The following is a 23488-nucleotide window of genomic DNA, read 5'->3' as shown; positions in this document are numbered from 1 at the left end:
ACCGACACCACACCCCGCACTCCTGGCATGCGCACGCCCCGACACCAAAGTGATGCCGGGGCGTGCGCGGGGCGGGACGAGACGGCCGGAAACCCGGCCCCTGTGGCTCAGTCCTCCGAGCCGGAGGCCGTCGACCTGGTCGCCGTCGCCTTCTTGGCGGCCGTCTTCTTCGCGGCGCCCGCCGTGGTCTTCTTGGCCGTCGTCTTCTTGGCGGCGGTCTTCTTGGCGGCGGTCTTCTTCGCCGGGGCGGTCTTCTTCGCCGCCGCCTTCTTGGCGGTCTTCTTGGCCGGGCCCTTCGCGCGCTTCTCGGCAAGAAGTTCGAAGCCGCGCTCCGGGGTGATCTCCTCGACGCTGTCGCCGGAGCGCAGGGTGGCGTTGGTCTCGCCGTCGGTGACGTACGGCCCGAAGCGGCCGTCCTTGACCACGACCGGCCGCTTGGAGACCGGGTCCTCGCCCAGTTCCTTCAGCGGCGGCTTTGCGGCGGCCCGCCCGCGCTGCTTCGGCTGGGCGTAGATCGCCAGGGCCTCCTCCAGCGTGATGGTGAAGATCTGCTCCTCGGCCTGGAGCGAGCGCGAGTCCGTGCCCTTCTTCAGGTACGGGCCGTAGCGGCCGTTCTGGGCGGTGATCTCCTGGCCCTCGGCGTCGGTGCCGACGACACGCGGCAGGGACATCAGCGTCAGCGCCTCGTCCAGGGTCACCGTGTCCAGCGCCATGGACTTGAAGAGGGAGGCGGTGCGCGGCTTGACCGCGTTCTTGCCGGTCTTCGGGGTGCCCTCGGGGAGCACCTCGGTCACGTAGGGGCCGTAGCGGCCCTTCTTGGCGACGATCGTGTGACCGGTGGCCGGGTCGGTGCCCAGCTCGACATCGCCGCTGGGCTCGGCCAGCAGCTTCTCGGCCAGCTCGACGGTCAGCTCGTCCGGCGCCAGGTCGTCGGGGATGTCGGCGCGCTGGTGCTGCTCGGTGTCCTTCTCGCCGCGCTCGATGTACGGCCCGTAGCGGCCGACCCGCAGCACGATGCCGTTGCCCACCGGGAACGAGGACACCTCACGGGCGTCGATCGCACCCAGGTCGGTGACCAGTTCCTTGAGGCCGCCGAGGTGGTCCCCGTCGCCGTTGCCCGCGTCGGCGGCGGCGCCGCTGATGGTGCCCTCGCCGAAGTAGAAGCGCTTCAGCCACGGCACGGCCTGGGCCTCGCCGCGGGCGATGCGGTCGAGGTCGTCCTCCATCTTGGCGGTGAAGTCGTAGTCGACCAGCCGGCCGAAGTGCTTCTCCAGAAGGTTCACGACGGCGAAGGACAGGAAGGACGGCACGAGCGCCGTGCCCTTCTTGAAGACGTAGCCGCGGTCGAGGATCGTGCCGATGATCGACGCGTAGGTCGACGGGCGGCCGATCTCGCGCTCTTCCAGTTCCTTGACCAGGGAGGCCTCGGTGTAGCGGGCCGGGGGCTTGGTGGCGTGGCCGTCGACCGTGATCTCCTCGGCGGACAGCGCGTCGCCCTCGGCGACCTGCGGCAGCCGGCGCTCACGGTCGTCCAGCTCGGCGTTCGGGTCGTCGGCGCCCTCGACGTACGCCTTGAGGAAGCCGTGGAAGGTGATCGTCTTCCCGGAGGCGCTGAACTCCACGTCCCGGCCGTCGGCGGCGGTGCCACCGATCTTCACGGTCACGCTGTTGCCGGTCGCGTCCTTCATCTGGGAGGCGACGGTCCGCTTCCAGATCAGCTCGTACAGCTTGAACTGGTCGCCGGTCAGGCCGGTCTCCGCGGGGGTGCGGAAACGATCACCCGAGGGACGGATCGCCTCGTGCGCCTCCTGCGCGTTCTTCACCTTCACCGCGTACGTACGCGGCTGCGGGGGCAGGTAGTCGGCGCCGTACAGCTGCGTGACCTGGGCGCGGGCGGCCGCGACGGCGGTCTCGCTCAGCGTCGTGGAGTCCGTACGCATGTACGTGATGTAGCCGTTCTCGTACAGCTTCTGGGCGATCTGCATGGTCGCCTTGGCGCCGAAGCCGAGCTTGCGGCTGGCCTCCTGCTGGAGCGTCGTCGTACGGAACGGCGCGTACGGCGAGCGACGGTACGGCTTCGACTCCACCGAGCGCACGGCGAAGCGGGTGTTCTCCAGGGCGGCGGCCAGCGCGCGGGCGGTCGGCTCGTCCAGGTGGAGGGTGTTCGCGGTCTTCAGCCGACCCACGGAGTCGAAGTCGCGGCCCTGCGCGACACGCCGTCCGTCGACGGTCTGAAGGCGCGCGACCAGCGACGACGGGTCGGAGGAGTCGCCCGCGCGGCCGGTGCCGAAGGTGCCGGTGAGGTCCCAGTACTCGGCGGAGCGGAAGGCGATGCGCTCGCGTTCCCGCTCGACCACGAGCCGGGTCGCGACGGACTGGACACGGCCGGCCGACAGCCGGGGCATGACCTTCTTCCACAGCACCGGGGAGACCTCGTAGCCGTAGAGGCGGTCGAGGATGCGGCGGGTCTCCTGGGCGTCGACCAGCTTCTGGTTGAGCTGGCGCGGGTTGGCGACGGCCTCGCGGATCGCGTCCTTGGTGATCTCGTGGAAGACCATCCGCTTGACGGGGATCTTCGGCTTGAGGACCTCCTGGAGGTGCCAGGCGATGGCCTCGCCCTCGCGGTCCTCATCGGTGGCCAGGAAGAGTTCGTCGGAGTCCTTCAGCAGGTCCTTGAGCTTCTTGACCTGCGCCTTCTTGTCCGCGTTGACCACGTAGACCGGCTGGAAGTCGTGCTCGACGTCCACGCCGAGGCGGCGCACCTCACCGGTGTACTTCTCGGGTACCTCGGCGGCGCCGTTGGGGAGGTCGCGGATGTGCCCGACGCTCGCTTCGACTACGTAGCCGGGGCCGAGGTAGCCCTTGATCGTCTTCGCCTTGGCAGGCGACTCGACGATGACGAGTCGGCGGCCGCCCTGTGCGGTCTCGCTGGTCGGGGACAACTTCGCTCTTCTCTCCGGTCGACGCTGTGGCCTCCCCAGGCCTTGGTCCCGGGGTCGCGGCGTACTGCTGGCACGTGTGACGCTGCGGAGTGTGACGGTACATCCCGCCCCCGTGTCAAACGGGAAAAGCCCACAACGGCCACTCGAACGGTAACCCGACTACCGGCATTCCTGCCGCCCGGACCACCGGGTACCCCGTCCCGGTCTGTCCGGAGCGTGATGCTCCTCTTGCTCTCGCGGCACACCGGCGAGCGGACGCCCGCCGACGTCAGAGGCGCGTGAGGCAGTAGCCGCCGAGGGCCAGCGCGAGGGTCGCGGCCACGCTCGCGAGGGTGGCCGATGCGATCCGGTTCACACCGAGGGCCACCGCCTCACCGCGTCGCAGCCGCACCCCGGTCCACACCAGCAGAGCCCCTCCGAACAGGACAAACACCGCCCCCACGAAAATCGCGGGCCCCCGCTCCATCCGCCCCACCCCTTCCGGCCGCACCCAGCGCGTGGACACTGGCACGCGGGGGCGACGGGCAGGCGACATCGGGGTGAACGGGAGGCCGACGGGACGACCTCCGAGGGGGCCGGAGGACGCCGGTACGGCTCTCCCGCCCCGGGCCGGATAATTTTCCGGCCGTTTTGCGATCGGCGGGGCGGCCACGAGTGCCAGGGACACGAACCAGGCCCCCCGGTAGCCGCCCCCGCCGGGCATTGCGCCTCCACGCGACCGCGGGCCGCCGGGGTACGCCCCCGGGCCACCGCCGACCGATCGCGATCACCGGCGGCTCCGCGCGGAGCGCCCCGCGCCCCGCGCATCTCAGCCGACCGGCTCCAGGAAGCCCTGTTCCACCAGGAGGCGGATCTGGGCCGGGGTCTGGTCGCGCAGGCGGACGGAGTCCTCACCCATCAGCTGGGCGATGGCGTCCAGGATGCGGCCCGCGCTCAGGGTGCCGTCGCAGACGCCCGCGAAGCCGGCGCCGACCGTGTCCACCTTGGTGGCGCGGCGCATACCGCGGTGCTGGCGCAGCACGACGTGCTCGGGGTCCTCCGCGCCGGGCAGCCCGACCTGTTCCTGCACCACCTCGCCGGCCAGCCTGAAGTGGTGGGCGAGCAGCGCCGCGTCGTCGTGCTCGCGGAGGTAGTCGAGGCGTTCGAAGTGCGCCCGGACGGTGTCCCCGAGGGGCTGCTCCACCGGGTGCGGCCACTCCTCCACCGTGATGGACGGCTCGGCCGAGCCGGTCCTGCGCAGGGTGATCCAGCCGAAGCCCACCGCCTTGACCTTGCGCGCCTCGAACTCGTCGAGCCAGGCGTCGTACCGCGCCTGGTACTCCGCCGGATCCCCGCGGTGGTCCCCGGCGTCCCGCAGCCACAACTCGGCGTACTGGGTGACGTCCTGCACCTCGCGCTGCACGATCCAGGCGTCGCAGCCGCGCGGCACCCAGGACCTGAGCCTGTCCTGCCAGTCCTCCCCCGCCACGTGCTGCCAGTTGGCGAGGAACTGCGCGAACCCGCCCTCGTTCAGCCGCTCCCCCGCCTGCTGGACGAGCGAACGGCACAGGTCGTCCCCGCCCATGCCGCCGTCCCGGTAGGTGAGCCGGGCGCCGGGAGAGATCACGAACGGCGGGTTGGAGACGATCAGGTCGAACTTCTCGTCGTCGCGCACCGGTTCGAACAGCGAACCCTCGCGTAGATCGGCGGCGGGCGCGCCGGAGAGCGCCAGCGTGAGCGCCGTGACGTGCAGCGCGCGGGGGTTGAGGTCGGTCGCCGTCACCCGCGTGGCGTGCCGGGAGGCGTGCAGCGCCTGGATGCCCGAGCCGGTGCCGAGGTCCAGCGCGGCGGCGACCGGCGTGCGCACGGTGATCCCGGCGAGCGTGGTGGACGCGCCCCCGACCCCGAGGACGACGCCCTCGGCCCGCTGCCCGACACCTCCCGCGCCGCCGACCGCGCAGCCGAGGTCGGACACGATGAACCAGTCCTCGCCGCCGGGACCGCCGTACGGCCGGACATCCACCGTGGCGGCCACCTCGTCGGCGCCCACCCGCACCAGCCACCCGGCCTCGGCCGCCTCCTCGAAGGGCAGCACGGCGGCCACCCGCGAGCGCGGCACGGGCTGCTGGAGCAGGAAGAGCCGTACGAGGGTCTCCAGCGGCGTGTCGCCACGGGTCGCGCGCAGCGCGGGCACGGTCTCGCTGCGGGCCAGCGCCGCGTACGCGGGGGCGCCGAGGAGTTCGAGCAGCCCGTCGGCGGTGAAGGAGGCGGCCAGCAGCGCGTCCCGCAGCCGCGCGGCGGCCTCGGGACGGTCGGCGGCGGGCAGGGGGGCGGGTCCGGAGTCAGTCACGGTCCCATTGTGTCCCGCGCGCGCCGAGGGGGACGGCGCACACAGCCGGCGCACGCGGCCGTCCCCCACGGGCCTCGGGCGCGGTCGGCCCGTCGCGGATGCCGCGCCCCGGGGCCGGTCAGCCCGCCGTCGACGCCGCGGAGGGCGAGGACGACGCCGAGGAGGCGACCTTCTTGCAGCTGGGCTGCTGGTTGATGGCGTCCTGCACCTCGCCCTGCTGGAGGTTCTTCAGGGAATCGGTGGCGCTCTGGTGCTTCTTCTCCAGCTCGGCCATCTGAGTGGCGACGTCGTGCAGCCCGGAGGCGAACTTCGTCTGGTTCTTGGTGTCCAGGCCGTCGACCTGCTTCTTCAGGTCGGCGTAGGAGGACGAGAGGCTGTTGAAGCTCTTGACGACGTCGCCGAGCCGCTTGGCGCCGCCGGAGACCCCGGGAGGCGCGCCGGCCTCGTTGACCGCGGTCGCGATCGCCTTGTAGCCGTCGGCCATGTCCTGGAATGCCTTGGAGTCGGTCTTCTGGAGCGTCTCGGGCTTGGCCGTGTCCGCGGCGGTCGTGGAGATCGCCGAGTTCGCCGCCTTGATCTTCGCGTCCTGCGCGGGCACGGCGTCGCACACCGACTTGGCCCAGGAGACCAGCTTGGGGTCGGGCCCCTTGGGGGCGCTGTTGCCGCTGCATCCCGACAGCGCAGCCACCAGTACCGCACCGCCGGACAGTGCGGCCGCGAGCTTCTTGTTCACCGGATTGGTCCCTTCCATGGCTCTCGGGCCCCGGACCCTACACGGCGGACGCACGCCCTCCGCACACCGATCGCCCCGTAAGTACCTTTTATTATTTTTTGTCCGAGAGAAGGCTCACGACGGGTCCGTACCCGCGCACGCGAACGGGCGGGCGGCGCGTCCTTCGAACGCGCCGCCCGCCCGCTCTTCTCGCAGGCCGTCTCCCGGAGCCTACGAAACCACCGCCGCGTCGGCCGAGTTGGCCACCCGTTCGGCGCCCTCCTCGTCGTCGCCGACGGCGATGCCGCGCCGCTTGGAGATGTACACGGCCGATCCGATCACCAGCAGCGCGAGGATCGCGACCCCGATCCGCACGCCGAGGTTCTTGTCCTGGCCGTAGGAGAACTTGATCACCGCGGGCGCGATGAGCAGTGAGACCAGGTTCATGACCTTCAGCAGCGGGTTGATGGCGGGCCCCGCGGTGTCCTTGAAGGGGTCGCCGACCGTGTCGCCGATCACCGTGGCGGCGTGGGCCTCGCTGCCCTTGCCGCCGTGGTGCCCGTCCTCCACCAGTTTCTTGGCGTTGTCCCAGGCGCCGCCGGAATTGGCGAGGAACACCGCCATCAGCGTGCCCGCGCCGATCGCGCCGGCGAGATAGGAGCCGAGCGAGCCGACGCCGAGCGTGAACCCGACGAAGATGGGCGCCATCACGGCGAGCAGACCGGGCGTGGCCAGCTCCCGCAGGGCGTCCTTGGTGCAGATGTCGACGACCCTGCCGTACTCGGGCTTCTCCGTGTAGTCCATGATCCCGGGCTTCTCGCGGAACTGCCGCCGCACCTCGAAGACCACCGAGCCCGCCGACCGCGACACGGCGTTGATGGCCAGTCCGGAGAAGAGGAAGACGACCGCGGCGCCCGCGATGAGGCCGACCAGGTTGTTGGGCTGGGAGATGTCCAGGGACAGGCTCAGCGGCGCGCCGGGCCCGCTGAGCTTCTCCCCGACGTCCTGCACATTGGTGGTGATCGCGTCGCGGTACGACCCGAAGAGCGCCGACGCCGCGAGCACCGCGGTGGCGATCGCGATGCCCTTGGTGATCGCCTTGGTGGTGTTGCCGACCGCGTCCAGGTTGGTGAGCACCTGCGCGCCCGCGCCCTGGACATCGCCGGACATCTCGGCGATGCCCTGGGCGTTGTCGGAGACCGGCCCGAAGGTGTCCATGGCGACGATCACACCGACCGTGGTCAGCAGGCCGGTGCCGGCCAGCGCGACCGCGAACAGCGCGAGCATGATCGACGTACCGCCGAGCAGGAACGCGCCGTACACGCCGAGCGCGATGAGCAGCGCGGTGTAGACGGCGGACTCCAGGCCGAGCGAGATGCCGGACAGGATGACGGTGGCGGGTCCGGTGAGGGAGGTCTTGCCGATGTCACGGACCGGGCGCCGGCTGGTCTCGGTGAAGTATCCGGTCAGCTGCTGGATGACGGCCGCCAGCAGAATGCCGATGGCCACCGCGACCAGGGCGAGGATCCGCGGGTCGCCGTCCTTCGCCTTGATCGCCGAGTCCGTCACTCCGCCGAGGTCGGCATAGCTCGACGGCAGGTAGACGAAGACGGCGGCGGCGACCAGCGCGAGGGAGATCACCGCGGAGACGAAGAAGCCGCGGTTGATCGCGGTCATGCCGCTGCGGTCGGCCCGCCGGGGGGCGACCGCGAAGATGCCGATCATCGCGGTGACCACACCGATGGCGGGCACCAGGAGCGGGAAGGCGAGCCCGGAGTCGCCGAAGGCGGCCTTGCCGAGGATCAGCGCGGCCACCAGGGTGACGGCGTACGACTCGAAGAGGTCGGCCGCCATGCCCGCGCAGTCGCCGACGTTGTCGCCCACGTTGTCGGCGATGGTCGCGGCGTTGCGCGGGTCGTCCTCCGGGATGCCCTGCTCGACCTTGCCGACCAGGTCGGCGCCGACGTCGGCGGCCTTGGTGAAGATGCCGCCGCCGACCCGCATGAACATGGCGATCAGTGCGGCGCCGAGGCCGAAGCCCTCCAGGACCTTCGGCGCGTCGGCGGCGTAGACGAGCACCACGCAGGAGGCGCCCAGCAGGCCGAGGCCCACCGTGAACATGCCGACGACACCGCCCGTGCGAAATGCGATCTTCATCGCGGTGTGCGAGACGGCGGTGAGATCCTTTTCGGGTTCGCCCTCGCCCGGGGTCGCTTCCCGGGCCGCGGCGGCGACCCGCACATTGCTTCGTACCGCGAGCCACATGCCGATATAGCCGGTGGCGGCCGAGAACACCGCACCGATCAGGAAGAACACCGAACGCCCGGCACGCTGATTCCAGTCGTCCGCGGGCAGCAGCAGAAGCAGGAAGAAGACGACGACGGCGAATACGCCGAGGGTGCGCAACTGCCGGGCGAGATACGCCTTGGCGCCTTCCTGGACCGCCGCGGCGATCTTCTTCATGCTGTCGGTGCCCTCGCCCGCGGCGAGCACCTGGCGCACCAGGATCCCCGCGACCACCAGCGCGGCGAGGGCTACCGCCGCGATGACGGCCACGATGACCCTGTTGCCGTTGGTGAGCACCGCGGCCGCGAGGTATGTGGGGTGGTCCAACTCAGAGGGGTGAGAAAGCCCCGCCATTCGTCCTCCTTGACGCTTGGGCTGAGCTCAAGATGTGGACGGATTGTAGGTACCCCTGAGTGATGTCAAAAGAGCACGGTAAACGGAATTGGCCTGCACGCTACGGTTGGCGAACCCGAAAGAAGTAATGCCCCTGAAGCATTGACGAACGCCGTCGGTCCCATTGAACCTTGATCGAATGATACGGCTATTGATCGTGAATTCCTTCACGAATTCCGGGAGACGCCGTGAATGATCTGCCTGAAACACGATCAGGGCCCTGCTCGGCAGGGCCCTGATCGTGCGTTCGCGCTCTTCGGACGGCGGTGTCAGCCGACGGTGACCGCCGGCGGGGCGGCGGGCCAGGTCATGCGGATCAGGCCGCCGTTCTTCCCGGTGGTGACCTCGACGTCGTCCACGAGGCCGCTGATGACCGCGAGGCCCATCTCGTCCTCCTCGGCCTCCACGTCCGCGTCCGCCGCGGCGCCCCCGGCCACCCGCTCGGCGGGGACCGCGTGCGGGGCTTCGTCACCGACCTCGATGGAGAACTGCTTCTCCTCCTCGATCAGCGCCACCCTCACCGGGGCGTCGATGCCGCCGACCTGGTGGAGCCCCACGGCACGGGAGCACGCCTCGCCCACGGCGAGCCGCACCTCGTCCAGGACGGCCTCGTCCACTCCGGCCCTGCGCGCCACCGCGGCCGCCACCAGCCGGGCGGTCCTGACGTGCTCGGGCAGCGCGCTGAAGCGGAGTTCGACGGTGGCCATGCATCCCCCTCACGACTACGGGACTGCGGTCGGACGGGCTCGCCGGGCCCGCCCCTCATGAACTTCGTTACCCGGATCCACCCGGGCACACCCGGCACGGCCCCCTGGGGGGTGCGAGACGGGGTACGACGGCCGGAAACAGGCACGCCCCACCGGTGACCCCGCCGCGGGCACACGCCGGCGGCAGGGGCGACGGGTCAGGGTCAGTCGGTGGCCGCCACCGCTTCCTCGACCGAGGTGTGGATCGGGAACACCTTGGTGAGGCCGGTGATACGGAAGATCTTGAGAATGCGCTCCTGGTTGCAGACCAGGCGCAGCGAGCCCTCATGGGCACGCACCCGCTTCAGGCCGCCGACCAGCACGCCGAGTCCGGTGGAGTCGAGGAAGTCCACGCCCTCCATGTCGACGACAAGATGGAAATTGCCGTCATTCACCAGCTCGACCAGCTGCTCGCGCAGCTTGGGCGCGGTGTATACATCGATTTCGCCACCGACCTCGACGACCGTACGATCGCCGACGGTACGGGTCGACAGGGACAGGTCCACGGATCCTCCAGCACCTTGCTATCGAGCGGTCGCCCCTCGGGCACCTCGGCTTGCGGCCCCCGGGACGCAACGCCAGCCGCGATGGCATTCAATCACTTACCGGCCTGCGCGCACGACGCCTTGACCCCATTGTCCGTCACTCCAGTGACACACTCGGTGCCGATGGCCAAGAATCACCGATCCGATCTTCCCGTGCCGGACCCGGAGTCCCGCCCGTCGCCGGGCGCTGTCCTGGGCAGACTCGCCTCCGGTCCGAACCGGGCTGCGCGCATCACTCATACGGAGCACTTGCCCCCGCGCACGGGTCGCCATGCAGTCTGGCCCGACCGGATTCGGCCCGAAGTGATCGCGGCCGTCCAGGAGTGCGGCATCGAGCATCCCTGGGCGCACCAGGCGCTGGCCGCCGAGCACGCACTGGACGGCGATTCGGTGGTCGTCGCCACCGGTACCGCCTCCGGCAAGTCCCTCGCGTATCTCGTCCCCGTGCTGTCCACCCTTCTGGAGGGTTCGCGGGCGCCGAACGGCCGAGGGGCCACCGCGCTGTACCTCTCGCCCACCAAGGCGCTCGCGGCGGACCAGTGCCGATCGGTGAAGGAACTTTCACAATCGCTGGGCACCGCGGTCCGCCCGGCCGTGTACGACGGCGACACCCCGTACGAGGAACGCGAGTGGGTACGCCAGTACGCCAACTACGTCCTCACCAACCCCGACATGCTGCACCGCGGGATATTGCCCTCCCACCCGCGCTGGTCCTCGTTCCTGAAGTCGCTGAAGTACGTCGTCGTCGACGAGTGCCACACCTACCGGGGCGTCTTCGGCTCGCACGTCGCCCAGGTGCTGCGCCGGCTGCGCCGCGTCTGCGCCCGCTACGGCTCCTCCCCGGTCTTCCTGCTGGCCTCCGCGACCGCCGCCGAGCCCGCCGTCGCCGCGCGGCGGCTGACCGGCCTGCCGGTGGTGGAGGTCGCCGACGACGCCTCCCCGCGCGGCGAACTGGTCTTCGCCCTGTGGGAACCCCCGCTCACCGAGCTGCACGGTGAGCGGGGCGCGCCCGTACGGCGCACCGCCACCGCCGAGACCGCCGATCTGCTGACCGACCTGACCGCGCAGGGCGTGCGCTCGGTCGCCTTCGTGCGCTCCCGGCGCGGCGCCGAGCTGATCTCGGTGATCGCCCAGGAGAAACTGGCCGAGGTCGACCGCTCCCTGGTCCGGCGGGTCGCGGCCTACCGCGGCGGCTACCTCCCCGAGGAGCGCCGCGCCCTGGAGCGCGCCCTGCACTCCGGGGAACTCCTCGGGCTCGCCGCCACCACGGCCCTGGAGCTGGGCGTGGACGTCTCCGGGCTGGACGCGGTGGTGATCTGCGGCTACCCGGGCACCAGGGCCTCCCTGTGGCAGCAGGCGGGCCGCGCGGGCCGCTCCGGGCAGGGCGCCCTCGCGGTCCTCGTCGCCCGGGACGATCCACTGGACACCTTCCTCGTCCACCACCCGAAGGCCCTGTTCGACCGGCCCGTGGAGTCGACCGTCCTCGACCCCGACAACCCCTACGTCCTCGCCCCGCACCTGTGCGCCGCCGCCTCGGAACTCCCGCTGACCGAGGAGGACCTCGAACTGTTCGGTCCCGCGTGCGCGGACGTGCTGCCGCAGCTGGAGGCCGCGAAGCTGCTGCGCCGGCGGACCCGGGCCTGGCACTGGACCCGCCGGGAACGGGCCGCCGACCTCACCGACATCCGCGGCGGGGGCGGGCGGCCGGTGCAGATCGTGGAGGAGGGCACGGGGCGCCTGCTCGGCACGGTCGACGAGGCCGCCGCGCACTCCACCGTGCACGAGGGCGCCGTCCACCTCCACCAGGGCCGCACCTATCTGGTGCGCTCCCTCGACCTGGCGGACTCGGTCGCCCTGGTGGAACAGGCCGACCCTCCGTACTCGACGGTCGCCCGCGACACCACCGCCGTCTCCGTCCTGGAGACCGACACCGAGATCCCCTGGGGCGCGGGCCGCCTCTGCCACGGCTCCGTCGAGGTCACCAACCAGGTGGTCTCCTTCCTGCGCAGGCGCCTGATCACCGGCGAGGTCCTGGGCGAGACCAAGCTCGACCTCCCTCCTCGTACGCTGCGCACCCGCGCGGTGTGGTGGACGGTCACCGAGGACCAGCTGGACGAGGCCCGGATCGGCCCGGAGATCCTCGGCGGCTCCCTGCACGCCGCCGAGCACGCCTCCATCGGCATGCTGCCGCTCTTCGCGACCTGTGACCGCTGGGACATCGGCGGCGTCTCCGTCCCGCTGCATCCCGACACCCTCCTGCCGACGGTCTTCGTGTACGACGGCCATCCCGGCGGCGCGGGCTTCGCCGAGCGCGCCTTCCACACCGCCCGCGCCTGGCTCACCGCCACCCGCGAGGCCATCGCCTCCTGCGAGTGCGACGCGGGCTGTCCCTCCTGCATCCAGTCCCCCAAGTGCGGCAACGGCAACGACCCCCTTCACAAACGCGGCGCGGTCCGCCTCCTGACGACGCTGCTGCGCGAAGCACCGGAACCGCCGGAGGAGCGGGCCCGGAAGGGCGCGGCGGCGGAGCCGGACGACCGGCCGGGGGACTCGGCGTCGGCTTCGGGGCACGGGGCCGGGGGCCTGACGCACGGGGAGGCAGGTGACCGGGGAGGCGGGTGACCAGGGACCCGGGAGGCGGGTGACCGGGGACCGGGGACCGGGAGCAGGCGGTCCCACGGACGGGTGCGCCGAGTACGGGCGGCGGGCCGGTTGCCGGGGATGCTCCGCCGGCCCGAGGGGGGCTCGCAGGCCCTGGAACGGCGGCCCACGTGCCGGTGGGCGCCCCGCCCGGCGCCCGCGTCACCGGTTCCCCGGAGCGGGGTGCGGCGGATCGAGGGACCGCGGGCCCGGTGGCGGCTCGCCGGAGGGCGGCGGGGCGAGGGCGGGGGCCGGTGGACCTGCCGGGCCCGCTCTGGAGCGGACCTCCGCCGTGAACGGGCCCCTCCCCGCGGACGCGGTCACGTCCGCGATCTCGCCCTCCACCGTGCAGCGCACCAGCCGGACCCCCTGGGCCGTCGCCACGCGGCCGGCCCGCGCGCAGGCCGTCTCGCCGCCCTCCGCCCAGTGGTCCGCGGCCGCGAGCGCCGCCAGGTCCGCGCCGCCCGCCGCCCGGTGCCGGACGGTGACGGCGTGCCCGAGCGCCAGCACCGCGCCGAACACCACGCAGAGCACCGCGATCGCCCCGAGACTCCAGACGGTGGCGGAACCCCGGTCGGAGCCGTACCGGCCCCCCGTTCCCCGAGCCGGGACCAGAGCCCGAGCCCGGCCCGGAGCACGAGCCCGAATCCGGTCCCGGACACGAGCCGGGACCCGGCCACAGCCACTGCCCCGAGCACGAGCCAGGGCCCAGCCGCGGCCACTGCCCCGCACCCGCGTCCCCTGCCGCCTCACGGCCCCGCTCCCTTCTCCCCGACCGTCTCCTCCGCCAACGCCACCGCCTCCTCGCGGAGTTCGAAGGGCAGGCCGCTGAGCATCGGCGGTCTAGCCACCACCGTCACGCGGACCTGGTCGCCCTCTCGCCCGATCGCCACCCGGGCCCCGATCGGTGCCGCCTGACGGGTCACCGACAGCACCGTGGCGGGCGGGTCCTGGCGGGCGGCGGCCCGAGCGCCCACGCGAGCCGCGTCCACGCACCGGATCTGCGCCGCCGCCATGAGCAGCCCCCAGACCAGCGCCATCGTGAACGCCACCAGCACACAGAGCACCATGGCCGCCTCCGCCGTCACGAACCCCCCGTCCGAGCCCCGTTCACATCCGCGCACCGAGGGCCTTCTTCACGACGGACTGGAGCTCCGCCCGGACCTCGCCGCTGGTGACGACCTCATAGAGCAGCAGGGCGAATCCGACGGCCGCGATGATCCCCATCGCGTACTCCGAGGTCACCATTCCGGAGTCCCGGCGGCACACCCCCCGCACCCCGGCCAGCACTTCGACGATCTTCCTCTTCATTTCAACTCCCATGATTTTCGGGTCTGTTCTCATGACTTCCGTCCTCGATGTCCGGCGCCGCTCCCTCACCTCCCCGCCATCACCCCGCCCGCCAGCCCGATCACCACGGGCAGTACGCCGATCGCGACGAAGGCGGGCAGGAAGCACAGCCCCACCGGCGCGGCGATCAGTACGGCCGCCCGCCGGGCCCGCGCCGTCGCGGTGCGGCCCCAGTCCGCGCGGGTGTCCGAGGCGATGCGGGCCACCGGAGCGGCGGCGGGCAGCCCCGACTCGCCGGCCCGTTCCAGCAGCCGTGCCAGGGCTGCCGCGCCCGGCAGCGCGGCCAGCCCGCGCCACGCGTCCGCCGGTGTGCCGCCGAGCCGTACCTCCGCCGCGCCCCGCGCCAGCGCCTGTCCGACGGGGCCGCCCAGCGCCTCCCCCACCGCCTGCGCGGCGGCCACGGGCCCGGCGCCGGCCTCGATGCAGGCGGCCAGCAGATCCGCGGCGAGCGGCAGCCGGCGCGCGGCCTCGGCGGTGTCGACGACCACCACCCCGCCCGCCGCCTGCCCCACCCGCCGGCGCCAGAGCACGGCACCGACGCCGAGCCCGAGCAGCGCCCCGGCGGTCCCGCCGACCAGTACCCACACGCCACCCGCCACGCCCACGGGCGGCAGCCATCTCCGTACCGTGTCCACGACCGCCCACCGCGGCCTGTGCGCGCCGGAACCAGGCCCCAGCAGCCTGGCCGCCCGCTGCCGCGCCCGGCGTTCGCGCCGGACCGACACCGCCAGCCGGCCGCCCCAGCCGAGCGCCACCGCCACGACCACGGCCGTCCCCAGCCTGTGCGCGAAATCCCCGCTCACACCCTCACGCCTCCCGCCACGTCCCCGACCCGCACCTCACGCCGCCCCCGCTCCCCGCACGATCCGCGCCGACCACCACAGCCCGGCCGTCTCGAACAGCGCGCCGGTCAGCAGGCAGCCGAGGCCGGGGCCGCTGTGCAGGAGGACCCGCAGCGGGGCGGCACCCATGGCCGCGCCGAGCAGGAGACCCAGGGCGGGGAGGGCGGCGAGCAGGACGGCGGTGGCCCGAGCTCCCGCCAGCTGGGCGCGCAGATCGGCGCGTTGGTCCCGTTCGGCGCGCAGGGCGCCGTCCAGCCGGTCGAGGCCGGCCGCGAGTCCCGCGCCCTGGTCGACGGCCACTCGCCAGCACGCGGCCAGCCCGAGCAGTCCCTCGGCGCCCGGCTGCCGGGCCACCACCGCGAGGGCACCGGGCACGTCCCCGCCGAAGCGGGCCGCCGCGACCACGGCCGCCTGCGCCCCGCCGAGCCCGCCCGAGTCCCGCGCCGCGCGCAGCAGCGCCTCGCCGGGCTGCCGTCCGGCCCGCACCTCACCGGCGAACGCCCCGCACAGGGCGATCACTTGGTCCACCCGCCGCTCCCGGGCGCGTCTCGCCTCCCCGGCCAGCCGCACCCGGCGCAGCACGGGCACCCCGGCCGCCCCCGCGGCGACCGGAATCACCGAGCCGCCCAGCAGCGCGAGCAGCAGCCCCGCGGCCAGGGCCCACCACTCGACGCCCCAGCGGGCGCGCAACCGCCCCAACACCGAGACGAGTCGGTCCTGGACCGGGAGACCGGCACCCGGCTCCCCGCCCCCGGCCAGCAACAGCCGCGCCCGCCGCACCCCGTGATGCCGCTCGTACAGCAGCCACCCCAGCGCGGCCAGGCAGATCAGCGCTGCCCCCATCGACATCTCACCCGCCGAGATCTCACCCATCACCTTCGCCACCTCCGAATCCACCACCCCGGCCGTCCCCGGACCCGGTGCCTCCGCCGTCCCCGGACCCGGCACCTTCGGCGCCACCGCGCCCGCCGTCCTCACCACCACCACCGATCCCGTCCGCGCACTCGCCCACACCTGCCAGCAGTCGAGCCAAGCGCCCCCACCCCTCCTCCCGCACGAACGCCCGCTCCCCCCACCGCAGCGCGGGCACCGTCCGCACGAGGCCCGTGGCGTCCCGCTCCAGGACGTGCACCTCCGCGATCCGCCGCCGGCCGGAGCGGTCCCGCACCAGGTGGAGCACCACGGACAGGGCGGCCGCCAACTGGCTGTGCAGAGCGGCGCGGTCGAGGCCCGCGGCCGTGGCCAGTGCCTCCAGGCGGGCCGGGACGTCCCCGGCGGTGTTGGCGTGGACCGTGCAGCACCCGCCCTCGTGGCCCGTGTTGAGGGCGGCGAGCAGATGGACGACCTCGGGCCCGCGCACCTCTCCGACGACCAGCCGGTCCGGCCGCATCCGCAGGGCCTGGCGCACCAGATCCTGGAGGGTGACCAGGCCCGCGCCCTCCTGGTTCGCGGGCCGGGTCTCCAGCCGGACGACATGCGGATGGTCGGGTCTCAGCTCGGCGGAGTCCTCGGCGAGCACGATCCGCTCCTCGGCGCCGACCAGGCCCAGCAGGGCGCTGAGCAACGTGGTCTTGCCGCTGCCCGTGCCGCCGCTGACCAGGAAGGACAGCCGGGCGGCCAGCAGGGCGCGCAGGATGCGGTCGCCACCGGGCGGGACCGTGCCGGCCGCCACCAGTTCGGCGAGGGTGAAGGCCCGGGGCCGTACCACCCGCAGGGCCAGGCAGGTACAGCCGACGGCGACCGGGGGCAGCACGGCGTGCAGCCGGGTGCCGTCCGGGAGCCGGGCGTCCGCCCAGGGCCGGGCGTCGTCCAGCCGGCGTCCGGCCACCGCCGCCAGCCGCTGCGCGAGGCGTCGCACCGCCGCCGCGTCGGGGAAGGTCACCGGTGTCAGCTCCAGACCGCCGCCCCGGTCCACCCACACCCGGTCGGGCGCGGACACCAGGACGTCGGTCACCCCGGGGTCCGCGAGCAGCGGCTCCAGGGGCCCGCTTCCGACGAGTTCGGATCTCAGCCGCTCGGCCACTCCGAGGATCTCGGCGTCCCCGAGCACCCGCCCCTGCGCGCGCAGCGCCTGCGCCACCCGCGCCGGGGTGGGTTCGGCGCCGCTCTCGGCGAGCCGCCGGCGCACCCCGTCGAGCAGGGCGGCCTGGTCGAGAGCTTCGAAACTCACCGCGCACCCCCGGACTCCACCAGTGCCCGCTCCCAGAACTCCCGGCAGAACCGGGCCAGTGGGCCGCGCCCGCTCGCGCCCGGCGGTCTCCCCCCGCCCCTCGGCCGCAGCAGCCCCGGGTCCGCCGGCACCTCCCCCGCGAGCGGCAGGCCGAGCAGGCGCGCCACCTCACGGTCGTCCAGGCCGGGCGCGTACGGACCGCGCACCGCGATCCGCAGATCGCGGACGACCATGCCGACGGCGCCGGCGATCCGGCCGGCCGCGGCGACCGCCCGCAGTTCGGCGGGGACCACGAGCAGGGCCAGGTCGAGCTGGGCGAGGACCTCGCCCACCCCGTCGTCCAGGCGGCGGGGAAGATCGACCACGACGGCGCCGCCGCGGCGCCGGGCGGCGGCGAGCACCGCGCGCACGGCCTGGGGCGGCACGGCGACGCAGTCGCCCCGGTCCCAGCTGAGCACCCGCAGGGAGTGCAGCGCGGGCAGCGACTCCTCCAGGGCGCCGCCGCCGACCCGGCCCCGGGAGGCGGCGAAGGCCGGCCAGCGCAGTCCCTCGGCGCCCTCGCCGCCGAGCAGCACATCGAGCCCGCCGCCGAGCGGATCGGCGTCCACGAGCAGGGTGCGCAGCCCCTCGCGGGCGGCGGTGACGGCGAGCGCGCAGGCCAGGGTGGACGCGCCGGCCCCGCCCCGGCCGCCGATCACACCGACGGTGAGGGCCGGGCGGCCCGCTCCCTCGGCGACATCGGCGATCCGGTCGACCAGCCACTGCTCGCCGTCGGGCAGGATCAGGACATGGTCGGCGCCGATCTCCATGCCGCGCCGCCACACGTCCGGGTCGTCCTGGTCGCGGCCGATCAGCACGACCTGGCGCCGGCGCGCGGCCCCGAGCAGACGGTGGGCGGCGTCGTCCCCGACCAGCACGAGCGGGGCCGCCGCCCAGGTGTCCCCCTGGTCGGGGACGACGTGACGGACTTCGGGAGTCGCGCCCGCGGCCGCGCACAGCCGCAGCAGATCGTCCAGGAGCGCGGCGTCCTCGGTGACGATGAGCGGGCTGCCGCCACAGGCGGGCGGCGGGTCATGGGTGATGGTTCCGGACACGGTGTTCCCCCTTCGCCGCGCGGCCCCGCGGCCACGCGATTTCCCGACATCTGGAGAACCGGCGGGCGGCTTCCATATGAACGGCGACATGAACGGCTGTGTGAAGGCCGACCGGAATCGGCCATACGCCTCCCGCAAACGGAACCGGCCGTGAACTCGCCGCGGCGGGAGCGCGTGGGAATCACAGTGCGGCGATCCGGGAAATCGTGTGGATCTTGGTGGAAAACCGTGGACAACTCAGGTCCTGTGAATAACTCCGTCACCCATACCGGTGACGTCGGCACCGACCCCTGTGCGGCATCCGTAGCGCAGCCCTACGATTACCCGGAGTAACGGATCGTGGGCGCGCGGAAGCGGCGGTCTCGACGCGTCGGCGTCGGCCGCTCGGCCGTACGAGGGAAGGAAAGAGGGGCAAAAACGCGTCCGGACATGCGACGACCCCCGCCGGGGGGGAGAGCGGGGGTCGTCCCCACGGCCGACTCGGGGGGGGAGGAGCCGGACCGGGTTAGCACGGTCGCGAACGATCCGTGACTTCCATGGTGTACCCGAGAGCCTTCTCAGGCAAACCCACGCGCCCCACCTTACGCCGAATGGTGGGCGCCTATGCTCGGGGACGTGGAAAACCACTCCTTGCCTCGCGCTGCGGCCTTCTTCGACCTGGACAAGACGGTCATTGCGAAGTCCAGCACACTCACCTTCAGCAAGTCCTTCTACCAAGGCGGGCTGATCAACCGCAGGGCCGCGTTGCGCACCGCCTATGCCCAGTTCGTGTTCCTGGTCGGCGGTCTGGACCACGACCAGATGGAACGCATGCGCGCCTATCTCTCGGACATGGTCCGGGGCTGGAACCAGCAGCAGGTGCGGGAGATCGTCGCCGAGACCCTGCACGACCTGATCGACCCGATCATCTACGACGAGGCCGCCTCGCTCATCGAGGAGCACCACACGGCCGGCCGGGACGTGGTGATCGTATCCACCTCGGGCGCCGAGGTGGTCGAGCCGGTCGGTGAACTCCTGGGCGCGGACCGGGTGGTGGCCACCCGCATGGTCGTCGGCGAGGACGGCTGCTTCACCGGCGAGGTGGAGTACTACGCCTACGGCCCGACCAAGGCGGAGGCGATCCGGGAACTCGCCGTCTCCGAGGGCTACGACCTCGACCGCTGTTTCGCCTACAGCGACTCGGCGACCGACCTGCCGATGCTCCAGGCGGTCGGCCACCCGCACGCCGTCAACCCGGACCGGGCGCTGCGCCGCGAGGCCGTCGCGCGGGACTGGCCGGTACTGGAGTTCCGCCGCCCGGTCCCGCTCAAGAAGCGGCTGCCCACCCTCTCCGTACCGCCGCGCCCCGCGCTGGTCGCGGCGGCCGCCGTGGGCGCGGCGGCCGCGACGGCCGGACTCGTCTGGTACGCCAACCGCCGCCGCGGCAACGCCTGACGGATCACGCGCCACAACGCCGCCGGGTGTCCCCTTCGCCCCTGCTCGCACCTGCTCGCACCTGAAAGTAAAGAAGTGCGGGCGGGGGTTCCGCTTGTCCGCACCGCGCGGTACAAAGAAGTCAGCGGCCCGCGCGACCATGGACATCCGAGAGGATCCCCAGTCACTACGCATTTGGCCCACGGACCACTGCATGAACACCGGGCACCCACGCGACGTCGACCCGTCGAATACGGGCCAGCCGCACCAGGTACGGGCAAAGTCCCCGTCCTGATGGGCAAGTCATCGAGGACGCTTGGTAACCCGGTGCTCATGCCAGCGGCGGTACGAGCATTCGTACCGCCGCATCTCTGTCCGCGCCCCGACGCGAAACCTCACCCCGGCGCGAAACCTCAGGCCGCGCCGCGCTGAAGCGCCTCGCACACCGCCGTCGACTCCCGTACCCCGAACTCGACCGAGCGCCCGCAGTGCGCGATCCACGCCGCCATGCCCTCGGGAGTGCCCGAGACATAGCCGTCCAGCGCCCCCAGGTACTCGGCGCGCCCCTGCTCCGCGTGGCCGACCTCGGCCGGGCAGACCGCCTTGGGGTCCAGGCCGCTGCCGATCAGCACGATCCGCTCGGCGGCGCGCGCGACCAGCCCGTTGTGCGAGGCGAAGGGGCGCAGCGCGAGCAGTTCGCCGTGCACCACGGCCGCCGTCACCAGGGCCGGGGCGGAGCTGCCCGCGACGATCAGGTCCGCGAGGCCGTCCAGCCGCCCGGAGACCTCCCGCGCGTCCGGCAGCGGCAGCTCGATCAGCGGCTCGTCCACCGCCTCGCCGGCCTGACGCGGGCGCCCCACCCGGCTCTCGTCGCTCGCCGCGGCCACCATGTGCAGTCGGGCCAGCACCCGCAGCGGCGACTGCCGCCAGATGGACAGCAGTTGCCCCGCCTCGGCCGTCAGCCGCAGGGCCGCGCCCATGACGCGTGCCTCGTCGTCGGTGCCGAAGTCGGTGCGCCGCCGCACCTCCTCCAGCGCCCAGTCGGCGCCGGACAGCGCCGCCGAGCCGCGGGCGGCGCGCAGGGCCGCCTCCGAGGTGATCTCGTTGCTGCGGCGGCGCATGATCCGGTGCCCGTAGACCCGGTCCACGGCCTTGCGCACGGACTCCACGGACTCGGCCACGCCGGGCAGTGCGCCCAGGGCCGCGAGCGGATCGGGGGTCGCACCTGTCGTACTCATGGGTACGACAGTACGCACCCGATCGGCAGACCCCACGAAGGAGTGGTCTTCTTCACTCAACCATGCCACCTACAGCCATCACGCAACTACGCTTGGTGAACATGAAAATTGCTTTCGTCGGGAAGGGCGGGAGCGGCAAGACCACGCTCTCCTCCCTTTTCATCCGCCACCTCGCCGCGTCCGGGGCCGCCGCTGTCGCGATCGACGCGGACATCAACCAGCACCTCGGCCCCGCGCTCGGCCTGGACGAGGCCGAGGCGGCCGCGCTGCCCGCCATGGGCGAGCGGCTGCCGCTGATCAAGGACTACCTGCGCGGCGGCAACCCGCGCATCGCCTCCGCCGCCACCATGATCAAGACGACCCCGCCGGGGCACGGTTCGCGGCTGGTGCGGGTGCGCGAGCCCAATCCGGTCTACGACGCCTGCGCGCGTCCGGTGGAGCTCGACGGCGGCGCCGTCCGCCTGATGGTCACCGGCCCCTTCACCGACGCCGATCTCGGCGTCGCCTGCTACCACTCCAAGACCGGAGCGGTGGAGCTGTACCTGAACCACCTGGTCGACGGCCCCGACGAGTACGTGGTGGTCGACATGACCGCGGGCTCGGACTCCTTCGCCTCCGGCATGTTCACCCGCTTCGACATGACGTTCCTCGTCGCCGAGCCGACCCGCAAGGGAGTCTCCGTCTACCGCCAGTACAAGGAGTACGCCCGGGACTTCGGCGTCGCCCTGAAGGTCGTCGGCAACAAGATCCAGGAACAGGACGACATCGACTTCCTGCGCGCGGAGGTCGGGGACGACCTGCTGGTCACGGTCGGGCGCTCGGACTGGGTGCGGGCCATGGAGAAGGGCCGCCCGCCGCGGTTCGACCTCCTGGAGGAGGCCAACGCCCGTGCGCTGGCGACCCTGAGGGCCACCGCGGACGCCATGTACGAGCGGCGGGACCGGGAGCGCTACATGCGCCAGATGGTGCACTTCCACCTGAAGAACGCCGAGTCGTGGGGCAACGAGCGCACCGGGGCCGACCTGGCGGCGCAGGTCGACCCCGACTTCGTGCTCGGCGAGGGCCTCGAAGCGGGTGTGGAGGCGGGCGTGTCGACCCCCGCCTGACGACTCCCGCCCGGTGTCTACCCCTTGACGGCCGGCGCCCCGGGGACTCCCTTGGGCGCCGGGGCCGGGTGCCCGGAGAGGAAGGACGCCCAGCCCTGCTTGGGTGCCTCGCCCACCTTCAGGCCCCGCAGCTTCTCCAGGGCCTTGGGGTCCTGGGCGTCCAGCCAGTCGGCCAGCTGGTGGAAGGAGACGCAGCGCACCTCGGGCTTGCCGCAGACCTTCTTCACCACGTCCTCGACGGCGCGCATGTAGGTGCCGCCGTTCCATGACTCGAAGTGGTTGCCGATGACGAGGGGCGCGCGGTTGCCGTCGTAGGCCCGGTCGAAGCCCTGGAGGAGGCTGTCGCGCACCTGGTCGCCCCAGTAGTCGAACTTGTCGGGGTCGCCCTGGGTCTTCGTGCCCGACTGGTTGATCATGTAGTTGTAGTCCATGGTCAGCTCTTCGAAGTCGTGCCCGGGGAAGGGGACCAGCTGCATCGACAGGTCCCACAGGCCGTCCTTCTTCTTCGGCCAGAGCTGGTTGTCGATCCCGCTGGAGTCGTAGCGGAAGCCCATCTGGGCGGCCGCCCGTACGAAGTTCTTCCGGCCCTCCAGGCAGGGGGTACGGCCGCCGATCAGCTCCTTGTCGTAGTCGAAGGGCAGCGGGGCCGCGTTCTTCATGCCGGAGTTGGTCTTCCAGTTCTCCACGAACTGCTTGGCCTGGGTGATCTCGCTCTTCCACTCGTCCACCGACCAGGTGCCGACCCCGCCGTCGGGCCCGCAGAAGTGGCCGTTGAAGTGGGTGCCGATCTCGTTGCCGTCCAGCCAGGCGAGCCGGGCCTGTTTGACGGTGTCGCTGATCCCCTGCTGGTCGTTGAAGCCGATGTCGGAGCTGCCCGGCGAGTGCTGCGGGGGCTTGTAGAGGTCGCGTTTGTCCTCCGGCAGCAGATAGACACCGCTGAGGAAGAACGTCATGTTGGCGTTGTTCTCCTTGGCGACCTTGCGGAAGTGCGAGAACAGCTTCTGGCTGTCCTCGCCCGCGCCGTCCCAGGAGAAGACGACGAACTGCGGGGGCTTCTGACCGGGCTTCAGCCGCTCGGGCCTGGGCAGGTGGGGCTGTGTGCCGGTGTACGCGGTCGATCCGTCGCCGATCAGCCGGAGCACGCTCTCGGGCGCGGGCGCCGCGGGCGCCCCTTTGCGCGGGCCGGACGTCCCCTCCCGCGCGCCATGAGCGCCGGTCCCGCACGCCGTGAGCGAGACGGCACAGGCCGCGGCGACCACGCCGATGGCGATCCTCTGGTTGGCGGCCATGTTCCGCCCACCTTCTTCCTTCTCTCGGACGAATGCTGTTGAGGGCCTTTTATGGTGATCCGCCGGGTTTGAACCAACGGCGCAGCCCAAGATCACATGGACCGGAGAAGGAAGTAGTACGACAAGCCGATCAAATGATTTATTCACTCCCGCGGGGGATCGACTCGCCTATTTGCCCCGAAAAGTCACACATGATCTTTACGTGGCATTACTGATCCTTTACGAACCGTTACTCCACCCCTCCCCTCTTCCATCGCACAGGTCTAAACCAATTTTTCCGACGACCCTTGTCACCGCCCCCTCACGTCTGATGAGCTGTGGCCTGGGACACATCGGACACCCTCGAAAGGCGGATGTCGTGAGCAATGAGAGCCTGGCCAACCTGCTGAAGGA

The 23488-nt window shown here is 72.2% G+C and carries 20 protein-coding genes; 4 read left to right on the top strand and 16 right to left on the bottom strand.

Features of this window, described 5'->3' with window-relative positions:
- Nucleotides 1-107 precede the first annotated feature (107 nt).
- From topA to bldG, 7 genes are all read right to left on the bottom strand, one after another.
- Nucleotides 108-2942, bottom strand: coding sequence for a type I DNA topoisomerase (gene topA, locus VT52_RS13515; RefSeq protein ID WP_046419014.1), 2835 nt, complete (start codon nt 2940-2942; stop codon nt 108-110).
- A gap of 268 nt (nt 2943-3210) precedes the next feature.
- The gene (locus VT52_RS13510; protein WP_046419016.1) at nt 3211-3408 is read right to left on the bottom strand and encodes a hypothetical protein; all 198 of its coding nucleotides are present in this window, start codon (nt 3406-3408) and stop codon (nt 3211-3213) included.
- A 342-nt stretch (nt 3409-3750) separates the two neighbouring features.
- Nucleotides 3751-5271, bottom strand: coding sequence for a N5-glutamine methyltransferase family protein (locus VT52_RS13505; protein WP_046419019.1), 1521 nt, complete (start codon nt 5269-5271; stop codon nt 3751-3753).
- A gap of 118 nt (nt 5272-5389) precedes the next feature.
- Nucleotides 5390-6022 carry a small secreted protein gene (locus tag VT52_RS13500; protein ID WP_167377698.1) on the bottom strand — a complete coding sequence of 211 codons (633 nt, stop codon included), beginning with the start codon at nt 6020-6022 and terminating at the stop codon, nt 5390-5392.
- 192 nt (nt 6023-6214) lie between these two features.
- Nucleotides 6215-8623, bottom strand: a complete 2409-nt coding sequence (locus tag VT52_RS13495; RefSeq protein WP_046419022.1) for a sodium-translocating pyrophosphatase — start codon at nt 8621-8623, stop codon at nt 6215-6217.
- Nucleotides 8624-8931: 308 nt separating this feature from the next.
- Entirely contained in the window at nt 8932-9369 is a 438-nt protein-coding gene (locus tag VT52_RS13490; protein WP_046419025.1) for an ATP-binding protein, read from the bottom strand.
- A 203-nt stretch (nt 9370-9572) separates the two neighbouring features.
- Complete coding sequence (bldG, locus tag VT52_RS13485; protein ID WP_010986038.1) at nt 9573-9914, bottom strand: anti-sigma factor antagonist BldG; 342 nt, start codon at nt 9912-9914, stop codon at nt 9573-9575.
- A gap of 81 nt (nt 9915-9995) precedes the next feature.
- Between bldG and VT52_RS13480 the strand changes: the two genes are divergently transcribed.
- Nucleotides 9996-12575 carry a DEAD/DEAH box helicase gene (locus VT52_RS13480; RefSeq protein ID WP_240509744.1) on the top strand — a complete coding sequence of 860 codons (2580 nt, stop codon included), beginning with the start codon at nt 9996-9998 and terminating at the stop codon, nt 12573-12575.
- Between the two features lie 180 nt (nt 12576-12755).
- Here the strand turns inward: VT52_RS13480 and VT52_RS13475 are convergent, their stop codons facing one another.
- The 7 genes from VT52_RS13475 to ssd form a co-directional block, all read right to left on the bottom strand.
- Nucleotides 12756-13208 carry an Rv3654c family TadE-like protein gene (locus VT52_RS13475; protein ID WP_046419070.1) on the bottom strand — a complete coding sequence of 151 codons (453 nt, stop codon included), beginning with the start codon at nt 13206-13208 and terminating at the stop codon, nt 12756-12758.
- A gap of 134 nt (nt 13209-13342) precedes the next feature.
- Nucleotides 13343-13681, bottom strand: coding sequence for a TadE family type IV pilus minor pilin (locus VT52_RS13470; protein ID WP_046419031.1), 339 nt, complete (start codon nt 13679-13681; stop codon nt 13343-13345).
- Between the two features lie 22 nt (nt 13682-13703).
- A complete protein-coding gene (locus VT52_RS13465) occupies nt 13704-13904 on the bottom strand; it encodes a DUF4244 domain-containing protein (RefSeq protein WP_053055457.1) in 201 nt (66 codons plus the stop codon).
- Between the two features lie 65 nt (nt 13905-13969).
- Nucleotides 13970-14746: a type II secretion system F family protein gene (locus VT52_RS13460; RefSeq protein ID WP_046419033.1), complete on the bottom strand. Its 777-nt coding sequence runs from the start codon at nt 14744-14746 to the stop codon at nt 13970-13972.
- Between the two features lie 36 nt (nt 14747-14782).
- A complete protein-coding gene (locus VT52_RS13455) occupies nt 14783-15658 on the bottom strand; it encodes a type II secretion system F family protein (RefSeq protein WP_046419073.1) in 876 nt (291 codons plus the stop codon).
- The gene (locus VT52_RS13450; RefSeq protein WP_046419036.1) at nt 15651-16955 is read right to left on the bottom strand and encodes a TadA family conjugal transfer-associated ATPase; all 1305 of its coding nucleotides are present in this window, start codon (nt 16953-16955) and stop codon (nt 15651-15653) included. The genes VT52_RS13455 and VT52_RS13450 overlap by 8 nt, the downstream gene beginning before the upstream one ends.
- Complete coding sequence (gene ssd / locus VT52_RS13445) at nt 16952-18049, bottom strand: septum site-determining protein Ssd (RefSeq protein ID WP_046419037.1); 1098 nt, start codon at nt 18047-18049, stop codon at nt 16952-16954. The genes VT52_RS13450 and ssd overlap by 4 nt, the downstream gene beginning before the upstream one ends.
- 603 nt (nt 18050-18652) lie before the next feature.
- Between ssd and VT52_RS13440 the strand changes: the two genes are divergently transcribed.
- On the top strand, nt 18653-19483 hold the full coding sequence (locus VT52_RS13440) for an HAD family hydrolase (RefSeq protein WP_046419038.1): 831 nt from the start codon (nt 18653-18655) through the stop codon (nt 19481-19483).
- Nucleotides 19484-19875: 392 nt separating this feature from the next.
- Here the strand turns inward: VT52_RS13440 and VT52_RS13435 are convergent, their stop codons facing one another.
- Complete coding sequence (locus tag VT52_RS13435; RefSeq protein ID WP_046419039.1) at nt 19876-20700, bottom strand: Fic family protein; 825 nt, start codon at nt 20698-20700, stop codon at nt 19876-19878.
- 101 nt (nt 20701-20801) lie between these two features.
- On the opposite strand from VT52_RS13435, the gene VT52_RS13430 reads away from it, so the two are divergent.
- Nucleotides 20802-21806, top strand: a complete 1005-nt coding sequence (locus VT52_RS13430; protein WP_206306506.1) for an ATP-binding protein — start codon at nt 20802-20804, stop codon at nt 21804-21806.
- 17 nt (nt 21807-21823) lie between these two features.
- Here the strand turns inward: VT52_RS13430 and VT52_RS13425 are convergent, their stop codons facing one another.
- Nucleotides 21824-23095, bottom strand: a complete 1272-nt coding sequence (locus VT52_RS13425; RefSeq protein WP_046419040.1) for a polysaccharide deacetylase family protein — start codon at nt 23093-23095, stop codon at nt 21824-21826.
- Between the two features lie 202 nt (nt 23096-23297).
- Here VT52_RS13425 and VT52_RS38435 point away from each other — a divergent pair.
- Nucleotides 23298-23488, top strand: a 191-nt coding sequence (locus VT52_RS38435; RefSeq protein ID WP_206306505.1) for a hypothetical protein, incomplete at its 3' end; no start/stop codon positions are given.

The organism is Streptomyces malaysiense, assembly GCF_000980885.2.
GTDB classification, from domain to species: domain Bacteria; phylum Actinomycetota; class Actinomycetes; order Streptomycetales; family Streptomycetaceae; genus Streptomyces; species Streptomyces malaysiense.
This window is presented reverse-complemented; position numbering and strand designations above follow the sequence as displayed.

Bases quoted from the DNA above. Each gene is read 5' to 3' on its own strand.
- VT52_RS13495 (WP_046419022.1), bottom strand. From the start codon at position 8,623: ATGGCGGGGCTTTCTCACCCCTCTGAGTTGGACCACCCCACATACCTC.
- VT52_RS13455 (WP_046419073.1), bottom strand. From the start codon at position 15,658: ATGGGTGAGATCTCGGCGGGTGAGATGTCGATGGGGGCAGCGCTGATC.
- VT52_RS13440 (WP_046419038.1), top strand. From the start codon at position 18,653: ATGCTCGGGGACGTGGAAAACCACTCCTTGCCTCGCGCTGCGGCCTTC.
- VT52_RS13510 (WP_046419016.1), bottom strand. From the start codon at position 3,408: ATGGAGCGGGGGCCCGCGATTTTCGTGGGGGCGGTGTTTGTCCTGTTC.
- VT52_RS13480 (WP_240509744.1), top strand. From the start codon at position 9,996: ATGGCATTCAATCACTTACCGGCCTGCGCGCACGACGCCTTGACCCCA.
- VT52_RS13465 (WP_053055457.1), bottom strand. From the start codon at position 13,904: ATGAAGAGGAAGATCGTCGAAGTGCTGGCCGGGGTGCGGGGGGTGTGC.
- VT52_RS13435 (WP_046419039.1), bottom strand. From the start codon at position 20,700: ATGAGTACGACAGGTGCGACCCCCGATCCGCTCGCGGCCCTGGGCGCA.
- VT52_RS13500 (WP_167377698.1), bottom strand. From the start codon at position 6,022: ATGGAAGGGACCAATCCGGTGAACAAGAAGCTCGCGGCCGCACTGTCC.
- VT52_RS13430 (WP_206306506.1), top strand. From the start codon at position 20,802: ATGAAAATTGCTTTCGTCGGGAAGGGCGGGAGCGGCAAGACCACGCTC.
- VT52_RS13425 (WP_046419040.1), bottom strand. From the start codon at position 23,095: ATGGCCGCCAACCAGAGGATCGCCATCGGCGTGGTCGCCGCGGCCTGT.
- VT52_RS13490 (WP_046419025.1), bottom strand. From the start codon at position 9,369: ATGGCCACCGTCGAACTCCGCTTCAGCGCGCTGCCCGAGCACGTCAGG.